We start from the raw sequence: 18,083 nt of genomic DNA on the forward strand, positions 1-18,083 counted from the left end.
CGCCCATGACCACCGCCACGCCGGAGATCCGCCGCGGCCTCGCCGGTGTCGTCGTCGACACCACCGGGATCTCCACCGTGATCCAGGAGACCAACTCCCTCACCTACTGCGGCTACCCGGTTCAGGAGCTGGCGGCCCGCCGCTCCTTCGAGGAGGTCGCCCACCTCCTCTGGCACGGCGAACTGCCCACCCCCGCCCAGCTGAGCGAGTTCCAGGCCCGCGAACGCGCCCTGCGCCCGCTGGACCGCACCACCCTGGAACTGCTCGCCCGACTGCCCGAGACCTGCCACCCGATGGACGTGCTGCGCACCGCCGTCAGCTTCCTCGGCGCCGAGGACCCCACCGAGGACGACGGCAGCCCCGCCGCCAACCGGGCCAAGTCCCTCACCCTGCTGGCCAGGCTGCCCGGCGTCGTGGCGGCGGACCAGCGCCGCCGCCGGGGCCTCGCCCCGATCCCCCCGGACCCCGGCCTCGGGTACGCGGAGAACTTCTTCCACATGTGCTTCGGCAGCGTGCCGGACCCGGAGGTTGTCCGCTGCTTCGAGATCTCCCTGGTCCTGTACGCCGAACACAGCTTCAACGCCTCGACGTTCACCGCCCGCGTCGTCACCTCCACCCTCTCCGACCTCTACAGCGCCGTCACCGCCGCCGTCGGCGCCCTCAAGGGACCGCTGCACGGCGGCGCCAACGAGGCCGTGCTGCACATGCTGCGGGAGATCGGCGACGCCCGGCGGGTCGAGGAGTGGCTGGACGCTGCCCTCGCCAACCGGCGGAGGATCATGGGCTTCGGGCACCGCGTCTACCGCGACGGCGACTCCCGGGTGCCGATCATGCAGGAGGCGCTCGACCGCCTGGTGGCCCGCGCCACCGACCCCGAGACGACCCGGCTGGCCACCCTGCACGCCGCGCTGCGGCACGCCATGATCAGCCGCAGGGGCATCCACCCGAACCTCGACTACCCGGCCGGCCTCGCCTACCACCTGATGGGCTTCGACATCCCGACGTTCACCCCGATCTTCGTGATGAGCCGCGTCACCGGCTGGACCGCGCACATCACCGAACAGCTCGCCCACAACGCCCTGATCCGCCCGCTGGCCTCCTACGACGGGCCCCGCCCGAGGCCGGTCCCCGGCGGGTGAGACGCGGCGGGTGAGACGCGGCGGCCCATCCGCGCCGGACGACGTCGTGGTCCGCCGGGGTTCAGGCGTCGGGGCGTTCCCCTCCCGTGGCGGCCGGTTCGGCGCTCCCGGCCGGTGTGGTGGTGCCGGCCGCTGCGCGTCGCCGGTGCCGGGCGCCGAGCGCGGCGTCGACAGCCAGGAACGCCAGGAGCGAGAGGCCGAGGAGGGGGACGTACCAGCCGATCACGGCGGCCACCGCGAGAAGCGGGACCAGCGTCGGCCACGGTGCCCGGCGCCAGGTCCCGCGTCGCGGCGGTCGCCCCCAGGCCAGGCCGCCGCCCCGGGTGGGGCGGCGCAGCCACCACATGCGGTAGCCGAGCACGATCAGGGTCATCAGGGAGAGCGCGACGCCGATCAGCACCAGTTGGTTGGGGAGGCCGAAGAGGAGCCCCATGTGGCCGTCGATGCCCCAGCGGGCGAGCTTGGCGGCCAGGCCGTAGTCCTCGAAGCGGACGGTGTCGGTGATCTCGCCGGTGGTGGGGGCGACGGCCACGGCGTCGGCGCGGGTGGGCCACTGGGCCTGGATCTCCTTGACGGCGAAGGCGCCGCCGGGCTCGGTCGGGTAGACGATCTCGACGGGGTCACGCAGCCCGGCGGCCCGGCCGCTCTCCAGGGCCTGGCCGGCGGTGATCCCGTCGGCCTCCGCCGCGCCGTCGCCGTGCCCGCCGTGCTCCCCGTGCCCGCCGTGCTCCCCGTGCCCGCCGTGTTCCCCGTGCTCGCCGTGTTCGTCGTCGCCGTCGGCGTGTGCGCCGTGGGTGGAGTGGCCCGAGTCCCCGCCGGCGCCGGGTGGGGAGGTGTCGACGGCCGGGGTCTCCCAGGACAGTTCGGCACGGAGTTGGGTGATGTTCTCGCCGGCGTACCTGGACCAGGTCAGCCCGGTGACGGAGAGGAAGCACAGGACGAGGGCGACCCACAGCCCGATGGCGCCGTGCCAGGTCAGCGTGGCACGCCGACCCTTGAGCCCGCGCTCGGGCAGCAGGGTGCGGCGGATGCGGCGCCGCCCCCCTCACCCCGCCGCTCCATGGTGACGCTCCGCTGCGGTCAATTCACCGGTGCCCGGGAGAAGTTGACCGAGTTGACCCGTTGATCGGGTCCCGCGCGACTGGTCCCCTCCGGTGTCCTGGGAGCGATCCCCGCTCTCGTTCTCCCAGGAGGTAGGCGATGGTTCGTTCCGCGCAGGTGGCTTCGCGGACCTCGCGTTCCGATGCGTCGAGAGCCGCCGGCCAGCCCCGGGTCGCCGTGGCCCTCCACGAGGGTTTCCACGGTGCGGCCTCGGGGACCGGCTTCAGCAACCGGGCCTTCCTCACGGCTCTGAGCCGTCTCCTGCCGGCTGGGCGGCTGACGGTGATCACCCCGGGCGTCCCCGAGGGAGCCGGTGCACACGATCAACGGTGGACCCGCGAGGTCCGCGAGTTGCTGCGGCGGGTCTCGGCCGAGGTCGTGACGCTCCCCGAGGTCCATGCTCCGCCGGGCTCGGTTCAGGGCACGAGCGCGCTGTGCGCCCTGGCGGGGGAGGAGGTTCGACGCGTTGCCGGCCGCGTGGGCCGATGCCTCCTGATCGGGCTCGACACTCCACTGCTCGGCCTCGCCTCCCACATCTCGCCAGCCATGGACCTCCTGCTCGTGCCCCGCTCCACTGGACTGCTGGACGGGAGCGGGGACGCTGCTCGGATCGGTTGGGAGGGCGCTGCCCTGCGGGAGGCGACCGCCCGAGGCGGGTGGGTCGGGGCCATCTCCACGCACATGGGAGATCACCTCACCACCCACTACTCCGTGCCCCGGGCGAACGTCGTGAACATCCCGAACGGGCTGGTTCACGAGGAGACGACCAGGCCGCGAAACCTGCCGCCCCTACCCGCCGGCGCCGAGTCCGGCTTCCTCCTCGCCATGGGCCGCGCCGTGCCCACCAAAGGCTTCGAAGACCTCCTGGAGGCGCTTCACATCCTGAAGCGGCAGGGGAGGCGCGTTCCCCACCTTCTGCTCGCGGCGGTGACCTCGGACCGTCACGAAAGCCTGACGCCTTACCAGCAGGCTTTGGCGGCGCGCATCCGCGCCTACGACCTGAACGCGAACCTGATCAGCCACTTCAGCCCCGCCATTCGGGCCTGGCTGCACAGCCCGGCCCTGCGCGCCGTCGTCGTTCCCTCGCGCGAGGAGCCCTTCGGGCGCATTCCCCTGGAAGCGTTCGCGGCCGGCGCGGGCCCGGTCGTCGCGACCAGTGCCGGGGGGCTGGCCCAGACCGTGGTCGATGGACGAACCGGCTTCACCGCCGCACCACGCAACCCGAGGTCCTTGGCCGCAGCCCTGCACCGCGCCCTGACCGTCCGGCCGCAGGAGCGCACGAAACTCCGGAGGAACGGCACGGTCCTGGTGCGCACCCGCCACGACTACGAGGCCAACATCCGGTCGGCGCTGGGCCGCGTCGCGCCGTGGGCCCTGGCGGCCGGGCCGACGACGGTGGGCGCGGAGCGGTGAACCAGACGGTGGTGCTGGTCAACCTGGAGTCGCGCCACACCTTCTGGCGGTTCTCCACCGCGCATGAACGCTCTCTGCGGGCCGCCTTCCCCCACGTCGCGTTCCGCGTGGTGAACGAGGAGCGGGCGCCACGTCACCTGGCCGAGGCCGACGTCTACTTCGGGTGGCGGTTCGAGCCCTCCTGGCTGGTCAACGCACCCCGGCTGCGCTGGATCGCCTCCCCGGCCGCCGGCACCGATCACCTGCCCGTCACCGAGGCGCACGCGGCGGGCGTGGCGCTGACCCGCTCGTACGGGTTCCACGGCCGCCCCATGGCGGAGCACGCCATGGGGTTGGTCCTGGGCTTCTCCCGAGGGCTCTTCCAGAGCCAGCGCGTCCAACGGAACCGGGCGTGGTGGAAGGACGAGCTGGCCGAGGAGTTCTTCGACCTGGCGGGGGCGACGATGACCATCGTCGGCTGCGGCGCCGTCGGCGAACACCTCGCCCGCGCCGCACACGCCTTCGGCATGAGCGTCATCGGGGTGCGCCGGACGCCGCCGGCCGCGACCAGCGGCGGAATCACCTGGACGCGCCCGCCACAGGTGCGTCAGGCCGTCGCCGTCGCCGATGTGGTGGTCGATCTGCTGCCGGCCACCCGAGCCACGGACCGCTTCTTCGACCACGACCTCTTCCCGGCGTTCAAGCCGGGGTCTGTCTTCCTCAACCTCGGCCGTGCGGTGACCGTTGACCAGCAGGCGCTCCTCGCCGCCCTCGACGCCGGCCACCTGCGCGGCGCGGGCCTGGATGTCTACGAACCGAAGCCGCTGCCGGCCCGTCACCCGCTGAGGCTCCATCCCCGGGTCGTGCTCACGCCGAAGAGTTCCGTCTTCAGGCGCGCCTACATGGACGCGGCCGTCGCGTTCTTCGCCGACAACCTGCACCGCTACCTCACCAGCCGGGTGCTCAACGGCCTGGCCGAGGCGCCGACTTCCCCCGCTCCTTCATAGGAGGCAGCTTCATGCTCGACGAACCCCAGCGAGGCCTGGTCGCCGCGTTCGCGGCGACCGGCCGCAACCACCCCTACCTGGCGCTCACCCTGAACTCGCTGTGCAACCTGGATTGCGTCTTCTGCAAGCCCCGTTGTATGCCGGACTACGGCCACAAGGACCGCCCGCTGACCGCCCGCGACTACGCGGCCATCGCCGCCGAGGCCGGCGCCTGGGGGATCAGGAAGGCGCACTGCTCCGGTGGGGAGCCGACCCTCAGGGCCGACATCCTCGACGTCATCGCCGGCCTGGCCGAAGGCCTCGGACCCGGCGCCGCCATCGGCATCACCAGCCACGGCAACCTGCGCCGAGGGCTCAGCGTCGAGCAGCTCCACGCCGCCGGCCTGACCTACCTCAACCTCAGCCTCCACAGCCTCGACCCGGCCAGGTCGGCCGCGATCATGGGCGGCGGCGACCCTGGCACCACCCGGCGCACCCTCGACACCGCCCTCGCCCTCGGCCTCCGCGTCAAGATCAACTGCGTGCTCCAACGCACCTATCTCGACGACGCGTTCGCCGTGGCCCAGCTCGCCCGGGAGCTGCCCATCGCCGTCCGCCTGATCGAGCTGCAGAACATCGGCCCGGCGCAGGCCCTCTTCGACGCCGAGTTCATCAGCGAGGCCGAGGTCCGCGAGCGTCTCCAGGAGTGGTTCTCGGGCGCCGGAGAAGTCCCCAGGACCCTGCTGGGCGTCCGCAGCCCGGGACGGTACCTCCGCCCCGCCGGCTGGGCCGGATCGATCGGCTTCATCTCCAACTCCAGCTGCGCCACCTGCTCCGACGCCAACCGCATCAAGATCACCCCCACCGGCGTGGCACGACCCTGCATCCTCCACAACCGCGACATCCCCCTCAAGCCCCACCTCGCCGAAGGCACCCTCGGCGACGCCTTCGCCCACCTCTTCCAGGCCATGCTCGACCGCGACACCAACGACGCCTGGCAGGGCTTCCACTACGTGGACTACGACCTGCGCTGGGACCGGATGGAACGCCCCGAGGGAACCCCGGTCCTGCCCCTGCTCCCCGTCCTCCCCACCGACGCGGCCGGACCCTCGTGCTCGCGCGCCTCCACCGGGGAGCGGTGATGGTGGCGGCCGAGACACGACCCTCCTACCGGAGGCTCGGTGAGCTGTACGAACGCGAACTGAACGCCCACGGCGTCGGTGCCGCGATGCTCACCCACAAGTGGCAGCCGGCCGACCTGCTGGCCCCGTTCTCCGACATCGACGTCCGCGTCCTCCTCCCTCAGCCCCCCGACGACTGGCAGGACTGGAACCACCGGCTGGCCGCCGCGCACGCCGCCGTCAGTCGAGAGGTGTCCCATCGGCGCCTCCTGGAACATCCGCCCGGCTTCGCGTTCACCGTCAACGAAGCGGAGGGGCGGCACGTCGCCGCGCCCGAGCTGGCGACCTGGTCACTCATCAGCGGAACCGCCCGAGACTTCCAACGCTGGACGTCCCGCGCACAGATGGCGCCCTGGTGCGAGATCGACGAGCGGTTCTATCGGGGAATCCTCCACTCCCGGCTGGGCGGCCGATACCAACTGGCGGCCGACAGCACCGACAACGTGACCGGGGACCTCGACGGGTACCGGCGCCACTGCGTGGCCTGGCACTACCTCGCCCCCTGCTGGTTCGCCGCCACCGCCCTGGCGACCCGCACCCGCTGCCCCGGCAAGACGGCCGCCCTCACCCAGTGGCGGCCGGACGGGCTGGACCGGTACGCGGAACTCTTCCTCCAGCACGCCGAGCAACGCCCCGACGCCGGGCGCCGAAGTCCGCGCCACCTGCTCCGCGCCGCCCACGTCGCCCTGGAGGCGGCCATGCGTCGCGTGCCCGACGCGCCGGGCCCGCCCGAGGGGCGGAACGAGCAGCACGTGCGCACCGACTGGGTGATGACCGCCGGGATGCTCCGCGTACGCGTCGCCCGCTGGCTGTACTACCTCACCCCGCCGTCCGGCGTGGCGACGGAGTACCTGATCCGCCGAGAGGCGAAGGAACTCCGCACCGCCGCACGGACGTTGACCGCGCTCGCGGCGAACGAGACCACCCCCGCCCAACGGCTGGCCGCCCGGATGGCGGCCCTGATCCCGACGGGGCCGACCACCGCCGCCACCCTGCGCGCGGCCCTCGCCCAATGGCACCGCCAGCAGTCCACCATCCAGGACTTCCTTAGCCTCACCCCCGGTCACGTTCACCCCTGACCCGAGGAGTTCGCCATGCCCCGCATCCTGAAGACCGCGAAGATCAAGATCACGACGAAGTGCAACCGCTCCTGCGACTTCTGCATCTTCGCCGACGGCGCCCAGGGCGAGAACATGTCCCAGGAGCTGTTCACCACGGTCCTTGACCGGCTGGAGACCATCCCGTTCCAGCAGCTGCACATCAACGGCGGCGAGCCCACCGTGCACCGGGACTTCCCCGCCCTCAGCACGCTCGCCCGCACCCGGCTGCCCGGCAGGGTCATGGTCCTGGGCACCAACGCCATCACCCTGGCCCGCAACCAGCGGATCATGGAGGCCACCCTCCGCTCCTACGACCAGATCCTCATCGGCTGCGACGACGAGCACCAGAACTACGACGAGGTCCACGCCGTCGTCCCCCGGCTGCGCGAGACCGGCAAGACGGTCGTCGTCAACAGCGTCCTGGAAGGCATCAGTTCCACCCGGCTCGACCAGCTCGCCGGCCTCTGCGCCAGCACCGGCGCCATCCACGTCACCAACCACGTCCACCACGTCGATGTCGGCCAGCCCGCGAACGAGTTGCGCGGCCTCTGCGACCGCTACCTCGACCAGCACCTGATGATCGAGATGGACGGCTCCTGCTACCGCTGCTTCAACGCCATGGCGAAGGACGACAGCGAGTTCAGCATCTGGGACGAGGACTTCGCCGCCAAGGTGTTCGCGCCGCGAGGCCACCACTTCCGGTTCTGCCTGCGCTGCCACGAGTACACCGACTCGGGCTCAACCGTCGTCCCCGCGCTCGCCACCTGACCCCACACCCGGAGGTACCGGCCATGCCCGCCGTTCTCGGAGTCAACTTCCACCACGACACCGCCGCCGCTCTGGTAGTAGACGGCCGCCTCTACGCGGCTGAAGAGGAACGCTGGAGCGGCATCAAGCATCACCACGCCACCCGCAAGGGCACGCTCAGCGCCCCGACGCACGCGCTCCGGTGGTGCCTGGAAGCCGCCGGCCTCGACTCCTCGGAGGTGGACCTCGTGTGGGCGGCCTCCATGCGCCCCAACCCGGCCGCCGGCTCCTGGCTGTCCGAGGAACGGGACGAACTCGCCGCCCTGTTGCCCGCCCCGCTCGGCCAGCGCCTCCGCCTGCTCTCCCACCACACCGCCCACGTGCTCTCCGGCTACCTGCTCTCCGGGCACGAACACGCGGCCGGCCTCGTCATCGACGCCGGCGGCTCCTCCCTCGGCTCCGACTTCGGCCCGGGCCGGGAACGCATCACCGGGTACGACCTGCGGCCCGATCACATCGACCGCCTCCACCAGAGCACGCCGGCCGTCGTCCCCGGCCCCACCGGTCCCCGACGCGTCCACTCCTCCCTCGGGCACTTCTACCGGAACCTGGCCCGACGGGTGATCCCGCCCGGCGACGAGCCCGAGGGCAGCATGATGGCGCTCGCGGCCTTCGGCGACCTCGAGCGCTACGGACCGAGGATTCGCGAACTGGTCCGGCTCGGCGACGACGGCGCGGTCCACATCGCCCACCCCTGGGGCTCGGCGGACAGCGGCACGCCGTTGCTGCTCGACGGCCGCGCCTGGGCCCTCGCCAACGTCCGAGAGCAGCCGGAGGACGAGCGGGCCGACCTGGCCGCCGCCGCCCAGCAGGTCTTCGCCGAAGCGGTCGTCCACGTAGCGCGCCACCTACAACGGCTCACCCACGCCCCGGCGTTGGTGTTCTCCGGCGGCTGCGCCCTGAACTCCCACCTCAACGGCCGGCTGGCCGCCGACAGCGGCTTCGATGCGCTCTTCGTCGCGCCCGCCCCGCACGACGCCGGCACCGCCGTGGGCGCCGCACTCTACGGCTGGCACTACCAACTCGGGCAGGAGTGCCTGCCGGTGCCGACCGACGCGGCCTGGGGCCCGCTCCCGGGCCCGCTGCCGGGGACGGCGGTGCCGCCCGGCTACCGCGTCCTGCCTGACCTCGGTCCGGAACTGGTGCCCACCGTGGCGGAGTTGCTCGCGCAGCACCGCATCGTCGGCTGGGCACGCGGGCCGCTGGAGTTCGGCCCCCGGGCCCTCGGCCATCGCTCGATCCTCGCCCACCCCGGCCACGCCGCCACCCGGGACCGGCTCAACGCGATCAAGAAACGAGCCCCCTACCGGCCGTTCGCCCCCGCCGTCCTCGCCGAGCACACCACCGACTGGTTCCTGTCGGAGGGCGACCCGTTCATGAACCGCGTCGCTCACGTCCGCCGGTGCCGAGCCGACCGTGTCGCTGCGGTCACTCACCACGATGGCACCGCCCGGGTCCAGTCCGTCACCGCCGACCACGAGGGCCTGCGCGAACTCCTCGAACGGTTCTGCGAACGCACCGGCCTGCCGCTGCTGCTCAACACCTCCCTCAACCGCAAGGGCACCCCGATCCTGCGGACCGCCGAGCAGGCAGCCGCAGCGGCGGCCGAACTCGGCCTCGACGCCCTCACCGTCGGCAACACCCTGCTGCTCGCCGACCACGTGCCCAACCCCCTCGCAACCCCGTACGAGATGAGACGGAGATGAACCCCATCGACCCGGACCACATCCTGACCGCGCTCGGCGCCGCCGCCTGGAACCCGGACGAGCAGTCCCGCGCCCGCGTCGCCGGCGGCCTCGCCCGCGCGGTCTACGACGGCCACACCCGCGACCAGGGCACCCCCTACCTCCACCACCCGCTCGCCGTCGTCACCCTCCTGAGAACGGAGATCGGCCTCGCCTGCCCCGAGACCCTGCTCCTCGCCCTCCTCCACGACGCCCTGGAAGTGGCCCCCGAGGCGGAGACGGAGATCAGCCACCAACTCGGCCGCCCCTTCACCACCCGTCTGCGGGCCATCACGGCCGACCACCGACTCGAACAGCGCCCCAAGTCCCTCGACGACGACGCCCGTTGGCGTGCCAAGCAGGCCGCGCTGCCGCCCGAAGACCTCCTGGTCCGGCTCGCCGACCGCCTCCACAACCTGCGCGACCTCGGCGCATCGCCGAACCCCGACCGGCGCCGCCGATTCCTCCGGAACCTGCACGACTTCCACCTCCCCCTCGCCGACACCGCCCGCCACCTCACTCCCGAGCTGGCAACCATGCGCGCGCGGCTCCACGCCGAGTACGTCCGACAGCAACGGAAGGCACGGCCGTGAAGCGAGTCATCTACTCGATGGAGCCGGTCGGCCACACCGGCGGCCGGGTCTACCTGCGGATGCTTCACGAGGTGACGGCCGACAACGTGGAGTGGCGCACCATCCCCGACCACAAGCGCACCTACCGCGTCCGCCGCTGGCGCAAGCTCCGCCACCTCACCCGCCTGGCCCCGGCCGTCCAAGAACTGCGCGGCGCCACCGGATCCTTCGTCTGGGACGACCTCAGCCTGCTGCTGTTCACCCCCGAGATGCGCGCCCGCACCGTCTTTCTCCTGCACCACTACGAACCGCTCCAACACGACTCCGCCCCCGTCGAGGCCTTGCTGTGGGAGCGCCTCTTCCGGCTGCTGCCCCAGTGCGCCGCCGTGGTCTGCGTCGCCCCCTACTGGGCCGACTTCCTCCGGACCCGGGGCGTCCCCAACGTCCGAGTCATCCACAACGCCTTCGACCTGACCGAGATCGAGCGGGCACGCGGCTTCGATCGAGCCGACTGCCGGGCGGAGTTCGACCTGGCCCCGAACACCATCGCCGTCTACGCCGGCAAGGCCGTGCACTGGAAAGGCACCGAGGAGGTCTCGGCAGCCCTGTCCAACGCCCCCGGGATGCGCGTGATCACCAGCGGCAGCAACACCATCCGCTTCGACGGCGCGCACTACGACGTCGAACGTGAGCGGTACCTGCGCCTGCTCCGCGCCTGCGACGTGGGCGTCTTCCTCCCCCAGATGCGGGAGGGATGGAGCCGCTGCGCGGCCGAGGCCCTCCTGCTCGGCCTGCCCTGCCTCATCCGCCCGGTAGCTGGCCTGGGCAACCTCGCCGCACTTGCCGGCCAGCCGGCCCCGGACCTCGGTCACCTCCCGACGCAGGTCCGGGAACGCGCGGCGGCCCGCCAGACCGAGACCAAGGCGGCATACGAGGCCCTGGCCCGGTACGACCTCGACTACTTCACCAGGGCCTGGGGTGACCTCCTCACCGAGGTCCCCTGACTACGCGCCCAACTTCTCTGCCGCCGCGTCCAGGCGGGCCAACACCCGCTCCCGGCCGAGCAACTCCATGGACTCGAACAGCGGGAGCCCGACCGTCCGGCCGGTGACCGCGACCCGCACGGGTGCCTGCGCCTTGCCCAGCTTCAGACCGTGCCGCTCACCAACGGCCAGCAGAACGGCCTTCAACTCCTCGGCCGTCCAGCCCTCGACGTTGGCCAACTCGGCCCGGGTGTCGGTCAGGATGTCGCCGGCGCCGGGCTTCATCGCCTTGTTCCACGATGCCTCGTCCTCCACCGGCTCGTCGAGGAACAGGAAGTCCACATACGCGGTGATCTCCGACAGCAGCGCAAGCCGGGTCTGCGCCAGCGGCGCCGCCGCCTCGAAGACCGCTTGGTCGAACGCCTCCGCCGGCCATGGCGCCTTCGGCGCGACGAGCCACGGCGCGCAGGCGGCGACGAACTCCTCTGCCGACAGGGCGCGGATGTAATCGCCGTTGAACGCGGTCAGCTTCTTCACGTCGAAGAAGGCCGGCGCGGTGTTGACGTCCTCGATCCGGAAGAGCCGCTCCAACTCCTCATACGGCAGGATCTCCCGGTCCTCGCCCGGCCCCCAGCCCAGCAGCATCAGGTAGTTGACCAACGCGTCGGGCAGGAAGCCTTCGGCGAGGTAGTCCTCCAGCGCGACCTTGTCGCGACGCTTGGACAGCTTCTGCCGTTTCTCGTTCACGATCACCGGCAGATGCGCCCACACCGGCGGCCGCGCGCCGAGCGCCTCCCACAGCAGCTGCTGCTTGGGCGTGTTCGACAGGTGTTCCTCGCCCCGGATGACCCGCGTGATCCCCTCGTCCAGGTCGTCCACCACGTTCGCCAGCAGGAAGACGGGGGACCCGTCGCCCCGCGCGATGACGAAGTCCTCGATCGTGCCGTTCGGAAACGCCGGCTTCCCCCGGACCAGATCGACCACGACCGTCTCGCCCTCGTCCGGCGTCCGGAACCGCAGCGCCCGCCCCTCCTCGTAGGCCAACTCCCGGTCCCGGCAGAACCCGTCGTACCCGAGGTGCTCCGAGCCGGTGCGCTCCTTCAACCGCTCCCGCGTGCAGTCGCAGTAGTACGCCCGTCCCGCAGCGAAGAGCTGCTGCGCCGCCTCCCGGTGCCGGTCGGCGTTCCGCGACTGGAAGTACGGCCCCTCGAACGCCGGGTCCTCGGCGTGGATGCCGATCGCCGCGAGCGCGCTGACGATCCCGTCGATCCACTCCGGCTTGTTCCGCGCCGCGTCGGTGTCCTCGATCCGCAGCACGAACGTGCCCCCGGACTGTCGCGCCACCGCCCAGTTGTAGAGAGCGGACCGAGCACCACCGACATGGAACATGCCGGTCGGAGACGGGGCGAAACGAACGCGAACGGGAACGGTAGACATGCGCCCCAGGGTACCGACGCTGAGCATGTGCCCAGACACCCAGCGCGAGACGGCGGGAGGGGGCGGCCGGCGGTCCCGGCGGCTACACGCAGACCCTGCCTCGTTCCGCGTGCTGGGCAGCCGAGGCGCTCTCGGCTTCGATGACGCAACGGAGGAAGGGACCGAATGCATCGTCTCCCAGCTGGACGCGGACGGTCTCCAGAATGAGGGCGGCCCAGCCCAGGAACCGGATGTCCTCCCCCTCGCCGCAGAACTCCCGCAGGGCGCTGTCCCGGCACAGGGCGAAGCTGAGCCCGTCCTCCCGTAGGTAGCGCTCGTGGGCCGCGAGGGCGCAGCGGGCGATCTTCGCGAAAGGTGCGTGGCCCGTCAGCGTGCTGACCGTACCCAGCAGAGCGCGAGCTGCCTCCGCATCCCGAGGGATGGTTCTCCGACGGTTCTTGTCGGCATCGGGCGCGGCATAGAGGTCGAACAGCCGCTGGTCGAGTTCGTGCCGGAAGCAGAGGTCGTGGAGATCCATAAACGCATGGCTATCGTTCACCCCGGCGTTGTTCAGCCCGACACCCCTCGATGCCCATACCGGTCACCGGATCGGCCCACAGACTGCACTCAGAAGGCGACTCCTGCCACGAGCGTGTTGCTCGACGACCTAGAAGCAGCCACCTGAACGGCCTTTCCCACCTGGCGAGAGCACACTCCATCTGCCGACGATGCCGTTGTGGGCGAATCGCGTGCGGAAAGAAAGCACGGTCGGGACGGGCCGCAATCTGATCTGACGAGTATGTTGAGGCGCTGGCGTCTTTCTGCCGGACAGCGTGAGGGAAGACGCCGGGCTTTGCCACAAGCGGAGGTAGCCGGGCGCGCTGGCGTGAGTGAGCGCTGGTACCGGAAGTTTGAGCACGGCGAGACGGTTCGCCTGGAACGCGTGACGCTGGAGCGTCTGGCGAATGCGCTACTCCTGGATGAGACAGCGCGGGCCGCCCTGTTCCTTCAGACGATGCGGTTGCTCCCGGTCCCGGGACATGATTCCTCAGATGGTGATGAGGCGACGTACCAGGGGCTCCGCCTGCTCGTGGGATATCTCGATATTCCCGCCGTGTTGACGAACGGAGTCTGGGATGTGCTCGCGGTCAACCCGGCGATGGAGGAGCGTTTTCCGGGTATGTGGGAGCCCGGGATGAACCTCGCCGCGTGGTTGGTGAGCGAACCGGACGCTCGTCGTGTCTTCGGAGGTGCGTGGGGGGACCAGGTCGCCCGGTTGAAATCAACCTTGCGTTTCGCGCGAGAGCACCATCCCGCAGGGCCTATGGCGGCGCTGGGGCAGCAGCTCGAAGACCTGGAGGGGGAAGAGGTAAGCGGAGCCATGGCGTTCGATGTTCCTCGTGGGCCCTTTCAGCTCACGCTTCAGACGGACACGGGCCCGGTCCAGGTCTTCGCCCATGTTCTTCGTCCCCTGGCCGACACGTCGGCTCGTCTCGCGATGATCACGCCGCTGGTGTCACGTTCGACGTAGATACCCGTTAGAGGAGCGCCCCAGAGAACCTACTGGCTTGCGCTGCTCTGGAAACCCGGACCCTGGGCGAAAGATGGAAGTCGGCACGTGCGTGCCGGTTCCGGCTGGAAACCGGCACGCACGTGCCGACTTCGGTGTGGCGGGAACCTGCCAGGCGGCTTTTCGCCACGGTGAACTTGAAGTCGAAGGTCGAACCGCGCGATGTGGATGCCACGCCGAACTAGCGTGCTCGGGTTCGAAGTTGGCCTCCTGGGGCCGGGGGCGGGGTTCAGCCGACCGTTTATGGCAGGTATTGATGAGGCAGATGGTCGTTTATAGAGTCGCCTTGTTCTTCTCTGCGGGAACCGAGGTGGGGTATGAGTCGGGTAGTAGTCGCCGTGGCGCCCGGGTGACCAGCCGGAGGAAGGCGTGATCGCCTTTCAACTCCCATGCGGCGACTGCGGAATGGGGAGGTCGAGCAGGTCTCGGTACCCAGACGGCATTCAGGCGCGTCGCTTGGTGGGTTCAACGATCGTGTTCTGACGTTAACGATGCGGGCGCGGAGAGCGCTTGAGCGGAAGCGCTGGGAATCATGCAACTTTCGAGCGACGGTGGAACGGCAACATTTGGGCCAAGCGTGCGGCGGTGGCGGGAAGCACGCGGTCTGTCTCAGCGTCGACTGGCTGCGGCGGTGCACGTCAGCCCGGGGTGGTTGAGCAGGATCGAGAACGGCTTCAGCGAACCGACGATGGGCCTTGCCCGTGCCTGCGACGAAGTGCTGGGAGCCGGCGGTGAGTTGGTCGCCTTGGCTGTGGTGGGAGAGCGTGACGTCGGACTGGAGCGGCTTCCACGTCCCGCACAGCTTCCGGCAGGTGCCGGTGCCACCTTCGTCGGGCGAACTCACGAGTTGGCAGAGCTTGATCAACTTCTGGAGTTGGCCGCTCGGGCCGGGACGGTGATGACCGTCCTGATCGATGGCCTTCCGGGAGCGGGGAAGACCGCCCTGGCGGTGCGCTGGGCCCACCAGGTGAGCCACCGCTTTGACGGCGGGGTGCTTTTCGCGGACTTGAAGGGGTTCGCTCTGTCCGGCGAGCGGGCCGATCCTGGAGAGGTCTTGGAGGGGTTCCTGCTCGCCCTCGGGGTAGCGGCAGGGAGCATTCCGGCGAGTACCGCTCAACGTGCCGGGCTCATGCGCAGCCTTGCTGATGGCCGCCGGTTGCTGGTGGTCGTGGACAACGCGGGCACCTACGAGCAGGTTGCGCCGCTGCTGTTGGGAGCGGCCGGTTGCGCAGTCGTGGTCACCAGCCGCCGGCGGCTGCGCGGGTTGACGGTCAACGACGGTGCGGTGCGGATCGCGCTGGGGCCCATGCTTCCAGAGGGCTCGATCGAGCTGTTGACCGCGACGATCGGGGAACGGGCGCGCCTGGAGCCGGAGTCCGTGCGCCTCCTGGCGCAGCGGTGCGGGCATCTGCCGCTCGCGCTGCGGATCGCGGCGGAGCGGGTGGTCGCGTCTCCGCGTCACCGGGTCGCCGAACTGGCGTCGGACCTGATCCGGGATAGCGCACGGCTGGACGTCTTGGCGGCGGACGAGTTGGCGGTGCGGTCAGCGTTCTCCTGCTCCTACCGCGATCTTGATCCCGAAGCGCGAAGGACGTTCCGGCTGTTGGGCTTGTTTCCCGGCAGCGACATCGCGGTTGAAGCGGCTGCCGCCCTGGTGGACCGCCCCAGCTGGGTGGCACGAGGGCTCCTCGAACAGCTGGCGAGTATGCACCTGGCTGAGGAGACCGCGTGGGACGGGTGGGGGGTCCACGACCTGCTGCGCGTGTACGCGGCCCGGCTGGCGGAGGAGGAAGACCCCGCGCCCGAGCGGGCCGGGGCGGTGCGCCGTCTGGTGGAGTGGTACGTGCACACGGCGGACGCGGCCCTCCACGTCATGGGCGGCAACCGACAACTTCCGTCGTTGGCCAGCTGCCCACCGCTCGAACCCAAGAGGTTCGGCAACCCGGCAGAGGCGGCTCTGTGGTTCCAGCGGGAGTCGGAGAACTTCACGACCGTGGCCCGGCTCGCGGTGGATCATCGACTGCCGGGAGCATGGGAGCTGCGGCTCTGGTTCTGTTCGAGGCACCGCCGGCCGACGAGCGAGTGGCGGGCGACTTGGGAGATCGAACGGCGGGCAACGCGGGCGGGAGATGCTGTTGCCGAAGCGGGGACCACCCGCCAGCAGGACGCCTCCCACGCGCACGTGGCGGATGGCGATTGGGCTTAGACCGTGTGCTATGTGGTGAGTCGGCCGTTGTGGGGGCATGGGGAGTTCGCGGTGGGGGTGGATCGTTCCGGACGGGTTGTGGGAGATCGCGCGGCCGTTATTGCCGCCTTCGCGGGTGCGTCCCCAGGGTGGCGGGACGTGGAACACGCCTGATGAGGCGGTGCTCGCGGCCATCGTCTGCGTACTGACCAGCGGCTGCGCCTGGCGGCATCTGCCGCCGTGCTTCGGGATATCGAAGTCCACCGCGCACCGTCGGTTCCTGAATTGGTCCAGGGCCGGGGTGTGGGTCCGGCTTCACCGGGCGGTGCTCGACGAACTCGCCGCCGCCGGGCTTCTCGACCTGTCCCGCGTCATCCTCGACACAGCCCACGTGAGGGCAAAAAAAGGGGCGAACACACAGGTCCGAGCCCCGTGGACGGTGGCAAGCCCGATTCCAAGATGCACATCCTGTCCGATGCGAGTGGGCTGCCTGTCGTGGTCGCTGTCTCAGGTGGCAACGTCCACGACAGCCAGGGCCTGAAGCCCCTGCTCGCCGGCCTCCAATCGAGACACGACCCCGACCGCGGCCCGCCACTACCGCCCTGGCAAGGTTCGCGCCGACAAAGCGTACGACCATCCTGACCTTGAGGTTCCCCCGCTGTGCGGGTGTGGCTGACTAGCTGGTCAGAGTGGGTTGACGTGGTTTCAGGTTCACTTGTTCGGTCGTTGCCTGGTTGGCGTAGTGCTTCTCCTCGTATTCGATCGGGCTGAGGTAGCCGAGGCGTTTCTGGATGCGGCGGGGGTTGTAGAAGCCGTCGATGTACTCGAAGAGCGCGAGGTTCGCCTCGGCACGTGTGGCGAAGACGCGTCCGCGGATGCACTCGGTCTTGATGAGCATCCCCAGGTTCTCCGCTAGGGCGTTGTCGTACGAGTCGCCGACCGAGCCCATGGATGCCTGGATACCAGCCCTGACCAGGCGTGTTGTGAGCTTCACGGACGTGTACTGGCAGCCGTGGTCGGCGTGGTGGATGAGCTCACCGGGGGTGACTTCGCGGCTGGCCAGGGCGTACTCCAGCGAGGCCAGGACCAGGTCGGCGTCCGCGCGGGCGGAGGTCTTCCAGGCCACGACCCGGCGGGAGAACGCATCGCGGATCGCGGAGAGCCACAACGGCCCCTCCCCGGTGGGGATCATGGTCAAGTCGGTGACCCACAGCCGGTTTGGCCCGTTCGAGGTGAAGCCGCGTTGTACCAGGTCAGGGGCCAGATCGGCGTCCTGGTCACGTCGGGTGAAGCCCTTGCTCCGCCGGGGCTGATCCCGGCCAGGCCGGCCTGGCGCATGAGCCGTTCGACGCGCTTGCGGCCGACGTGGACGCCCTCACGCTTGAGGACGGCGTGCACGCGGGGTGAGCCGTAGATCCCGCCGGACTCGTCGTGGACCTGCCGGATCCTGTCCGTCAGCTCGGCGTCCCGGCGGCGCCGTTCGCACGGTTCCTTCTCGGCCTGGCGCCACCGGTAGTAGGTGGAGGAGGGGATGTTCAGTTCCCGGAGTACGGGCTCGACCCCCAGATGCGGGTGCTCGTTGATGAGCGCCGTCACCTGGGCCGGGTCGGGTCGAGCTGGGCCGCGAAAAAAGCCGAGGCCGTCCGCAGGACCTCATTCGCACGCTTGAGCTGGGCATTCTCCTAGCGCAGCGCGGCAAGCTCCTCACGCTCGGCGGTGGTGAGCAGGTCGCCCCGCTCGCCGGCACCAGCCTCGGCCTGGCGGATCCAGTTACGCAGGGCTTCGTGGTGCACGCCGAGTTCCTCGGCCATGTGGCGGATCACAGGCTTCGGCTCGGCGGCCCGGTACATCCGTACCGCACGCTCACGCAACTCCAGCGGATACTTCCTCGGCGCAGGCATCGTCTGGGCTCCTCTCATGAAACCCA

The 18,083-nt window shown here is 70.4% G+C and carries 17 protein-coding genes and 1 pseudogene; 12 read left to right on the forward strand and 6 right to left on the reverse strand.

Annotated elements, in window-relative coordinates:
• Window positions 1-5 precede the first annotated feature (5 nt).
• Window positions 6-1,139 (forward strand): bifunctional 2-methylcitrate synthase/citrate synthase, encoded by a 1,134-nt coding sequence (locus tag FH609_RS23860; protein WP_139667518.1) that lies wholly within the window; start codon window positions 6-8, stop codon window positions 1,137-1,139.
• Window positions 1,140-1,200: 61 nt separating this feature from the next.
• Here FH609_RS23860 and FH609_RS23865 read toward each other — a convergent pair whose 3' ends face one another.
• On the reverse strand, window positions 1,201-2,169 hold the full coding sequence (locus FH609_RS23865) for a PepSY-associated TM helix domain-containing protein (protein ID WP_139667519.1): 969 nt from the start codon (window positions 2,167-2,169) through the stop codon (window positions 1,201-1,203).
• A gap of 170 nt (window positions 2,170-2,339) precedes the next feature.
• Between FH609_RS23865 and FH609_RS23870 the strand changes: the two genes are divergently transcribed.
• Genes FH609_RS23870 through FH609_RS23905 form a run of 8 tightly spaced genes read left to right on the forward strand, consistent with a single transcriptional unit; the run spans window position 2,340 to window position 11,006 of the window.
• A complete protein-coding gene (locus FH609_RS23870; RefSeq protein ID WP_139667520.1) occupies window positions 2,340-3,653 on the forward strand; it encodes a glycosyltransferase family 4 protein in 1,314 nt (437 codons plus the stop codon).
• Entirely contained in the window at window positions 3,650-4,639 is a 990-nt protein-coding gene (locus FH609_RS23875) for a D-2-hydroxyacid dehydrogenase (RefSeq protein WP_139667521.1), read from the forward strand. Before FH609_RS23870 ends, FH609_RS23875 begins: the two co-directional genes overlap by 4 nt.
• Before the next feature lie 11 nt (window positions 4,640-4,650).
• Window positions 4,651-5,760 carry a radical SAM protein gene (locus FH609_RS23880; protein WP_139667522.1) on the forward strand — a complete coding sequence of 370 codons (1,110 nt, stop codon included), beginning with the start codon at window positions 4,651-4,653 and terminating at the stop codon, window positions 5,758-5,760.
• The gene (locus tag FH609_RS23885; protein ID WP_139667523.1) at window positions 5,760-6,878 is read left to right on the forward strand and encodes a hypothetical protein; all 1,119 of its coding nucleotides are present in this window, start codon (window positions 5,760-5,762) and stop codon (window positions 6,876-6,878) included. The genes FH609_RS23880 and FH609_RS23885 overlap by 1 nt, the downstream gene beginning before the upstream one ends.
• A gap of 15 nt (window positions 6,879-6,893) precedes the next feature.
• Window positions 6,894-7,667 carry a radical SAM protein gene (locus FH609_RS23890; RefSeq protein ID WP_139667524.1) on the forward strand — a complete coding sequence of 258 codons (774 nt, stop codon included), beginning with the start codon at window positions 6,894-6,896 and terminating at the stop codon, window positions 7,665-7,667.
• Between the two features lie 23 nt (window positions 7,668-7,690).
• Complete coding sequence (locus FH609_RS23895) at window positions 7,691-9,412, forward strand: carbamoyltransferase C-terminal domain-containing protein (RefSeq protein ID WP_139667525.1); 1,722 nt, start codon at window positions 7,691-7,693, stop codon at window positions 9,410-9,412.
• Window positions 9,409-10,023 carry an HD domain-containing protein gene (locus tag FH609_RS23900; RefSeq protein ID WP_139667526.1) on the forward strand — a complete coding sequence of 205 codons (615 nt, stop codon included), beginning with the start codon at window positions 9,409-9,411 and terminating at the stop codon, window positions 10,021-10,023. The genes FH609_RS23895 and FH609_RS23900 overlap by 4 nt, the downstream gene beginning before the upstream one ends.
• Window positions 10,020-11,006 carry a glycosyltransferase gene (locus FH609_RS23905; RefSeq protein ID WP_139667527.1) on the forward strand — a complete coding sequence of 329 codons (987 nt, stop codon included), beginning with the start codon at window positions 10,020-10,022 and terminating at the stop codon, window positions 11,004-11,006. The genes FH609_RS23900 and FH609_RS23905 overlap by 4 nt, the downstream gene beginning before the upstream one ends.
• Here FH609_RS23905 and gltX read toward each other — a convergent pair whose 3' ends face one another.
• A complete protein-coding gene (gltX, locus tag FH609_RS23910; protein WP_264372764.1) occupies window positions 11,007-12,374 on the reverse strand; it encodes a glutamate--tRNA ligase in 1,368 nt (455 codons plus the stop codon).
• Between the two features lie 130 nt (window positions 12,375-12,504).
• Window positions 12,505-12,939, reverse strand: coding sequence for a hypothetical protein (locus tag FH609_RS23915; RefSeq protein WP_139667529.1), 435 nt, complete (start codon window positions 12,937-12,939; stop codon window positions 12,505-12,507).
• A gap of 261 nt (window positions 12,940-13,200) precedes the next feature.
• Here FH609_RS23915 and FH609_RS23920 point away from each other — a divergent pair, with 261 nt between their 5' ends.
• From FH609_RS23920 to FH609_RS23930, 3 genes and pseudogenes are all read left to right on the forward strand, one after another.
• Window positions 13,201-13,932, forward strand: a complete 732-nt coding sequence (locus tag FH609_RS23920) for a helix-turn-helix domain-containing protein (RefSeq protein WP_226961907.1) — start codon at window positions 13,201-13,203, stop codon at window positions 13,930-13,932.
• 571 nt (window positions 13,933-14,503) lie between these two features.
• Entirely contained in the window at window positions 14,504-16,177 is a 1,674-nt protein-coding gene (locus FH609_RS23925) for an XRE family transcriptional regulator (protein ID WP_139667531.1), read from the forward strand.
• A gap of 37 nt (window positions 16,178-16,214) precedes the next feature.
• Window positions 16,215-16,802 (forward strand): annotated as a pseudogene (locus FH609_RS23930) (IS5 family transposase); the annotation flags it as partial.
• A 30-nt stretch (window positions 16,803-16,832) separates the two neighbouring features.
• Here FH609_RS23930 and FH609_RS23935 read toward each other — a convergent pair.
• The 3 genes from FH609_RS23935 to FH609_RS23945 form a co-directional block, all read right to left on the reverse strand.
• Window positions 16,833-17,420 carry an IS3 family transposase gene (locus FH609_RS23935; protein WP_226961908.1) on the reverse strand — a complete coding sequence of 196 codons (588 nt, stop codon included), beginning with the start codon at window positions 17,418-17,420 and terminating at the stop codon, window positions 16,833-16,835.
• The gene (locus FH609_RS23940; RefSeq protein ID WP_139667533.1) at window positions 17,351-17,752 is read right to left on the reverse strand and encodes an IS3 family transposase; all 402 of its coding nucleotides are present in this window, start codon (window positions 17,750-17,752) and stop codon (window positions 17,351-17,353) included. Before FH609_RS23940 ends, FH609_RS23935 begins: the two co-directional genes overlap by 70 nt.
• 86 nt (window positions 17,753-17,838) lie before the next feature.
• A complete protein-coding gene (locus FH609_RS23945; RefSeq protein WP_193317883.1) occupies window positions 17,839-18,057 on the reverse strand; it encodes a transposase in 219 nt (72 codons plus the stop codon).
• Window positions 18,058-18,083 lie beyond the last annotated feature (26 nt).

This window comes from Streptomyces sp. 3MP-14, assembly GCF_006334905.2.
Taxonomy (GTDB): Bacteria; Actinomycetota; Actinomycetes; order Streptomycetales; family Streptomycetaceae; genus Streptomyces; species Streptomyces triticirhizae.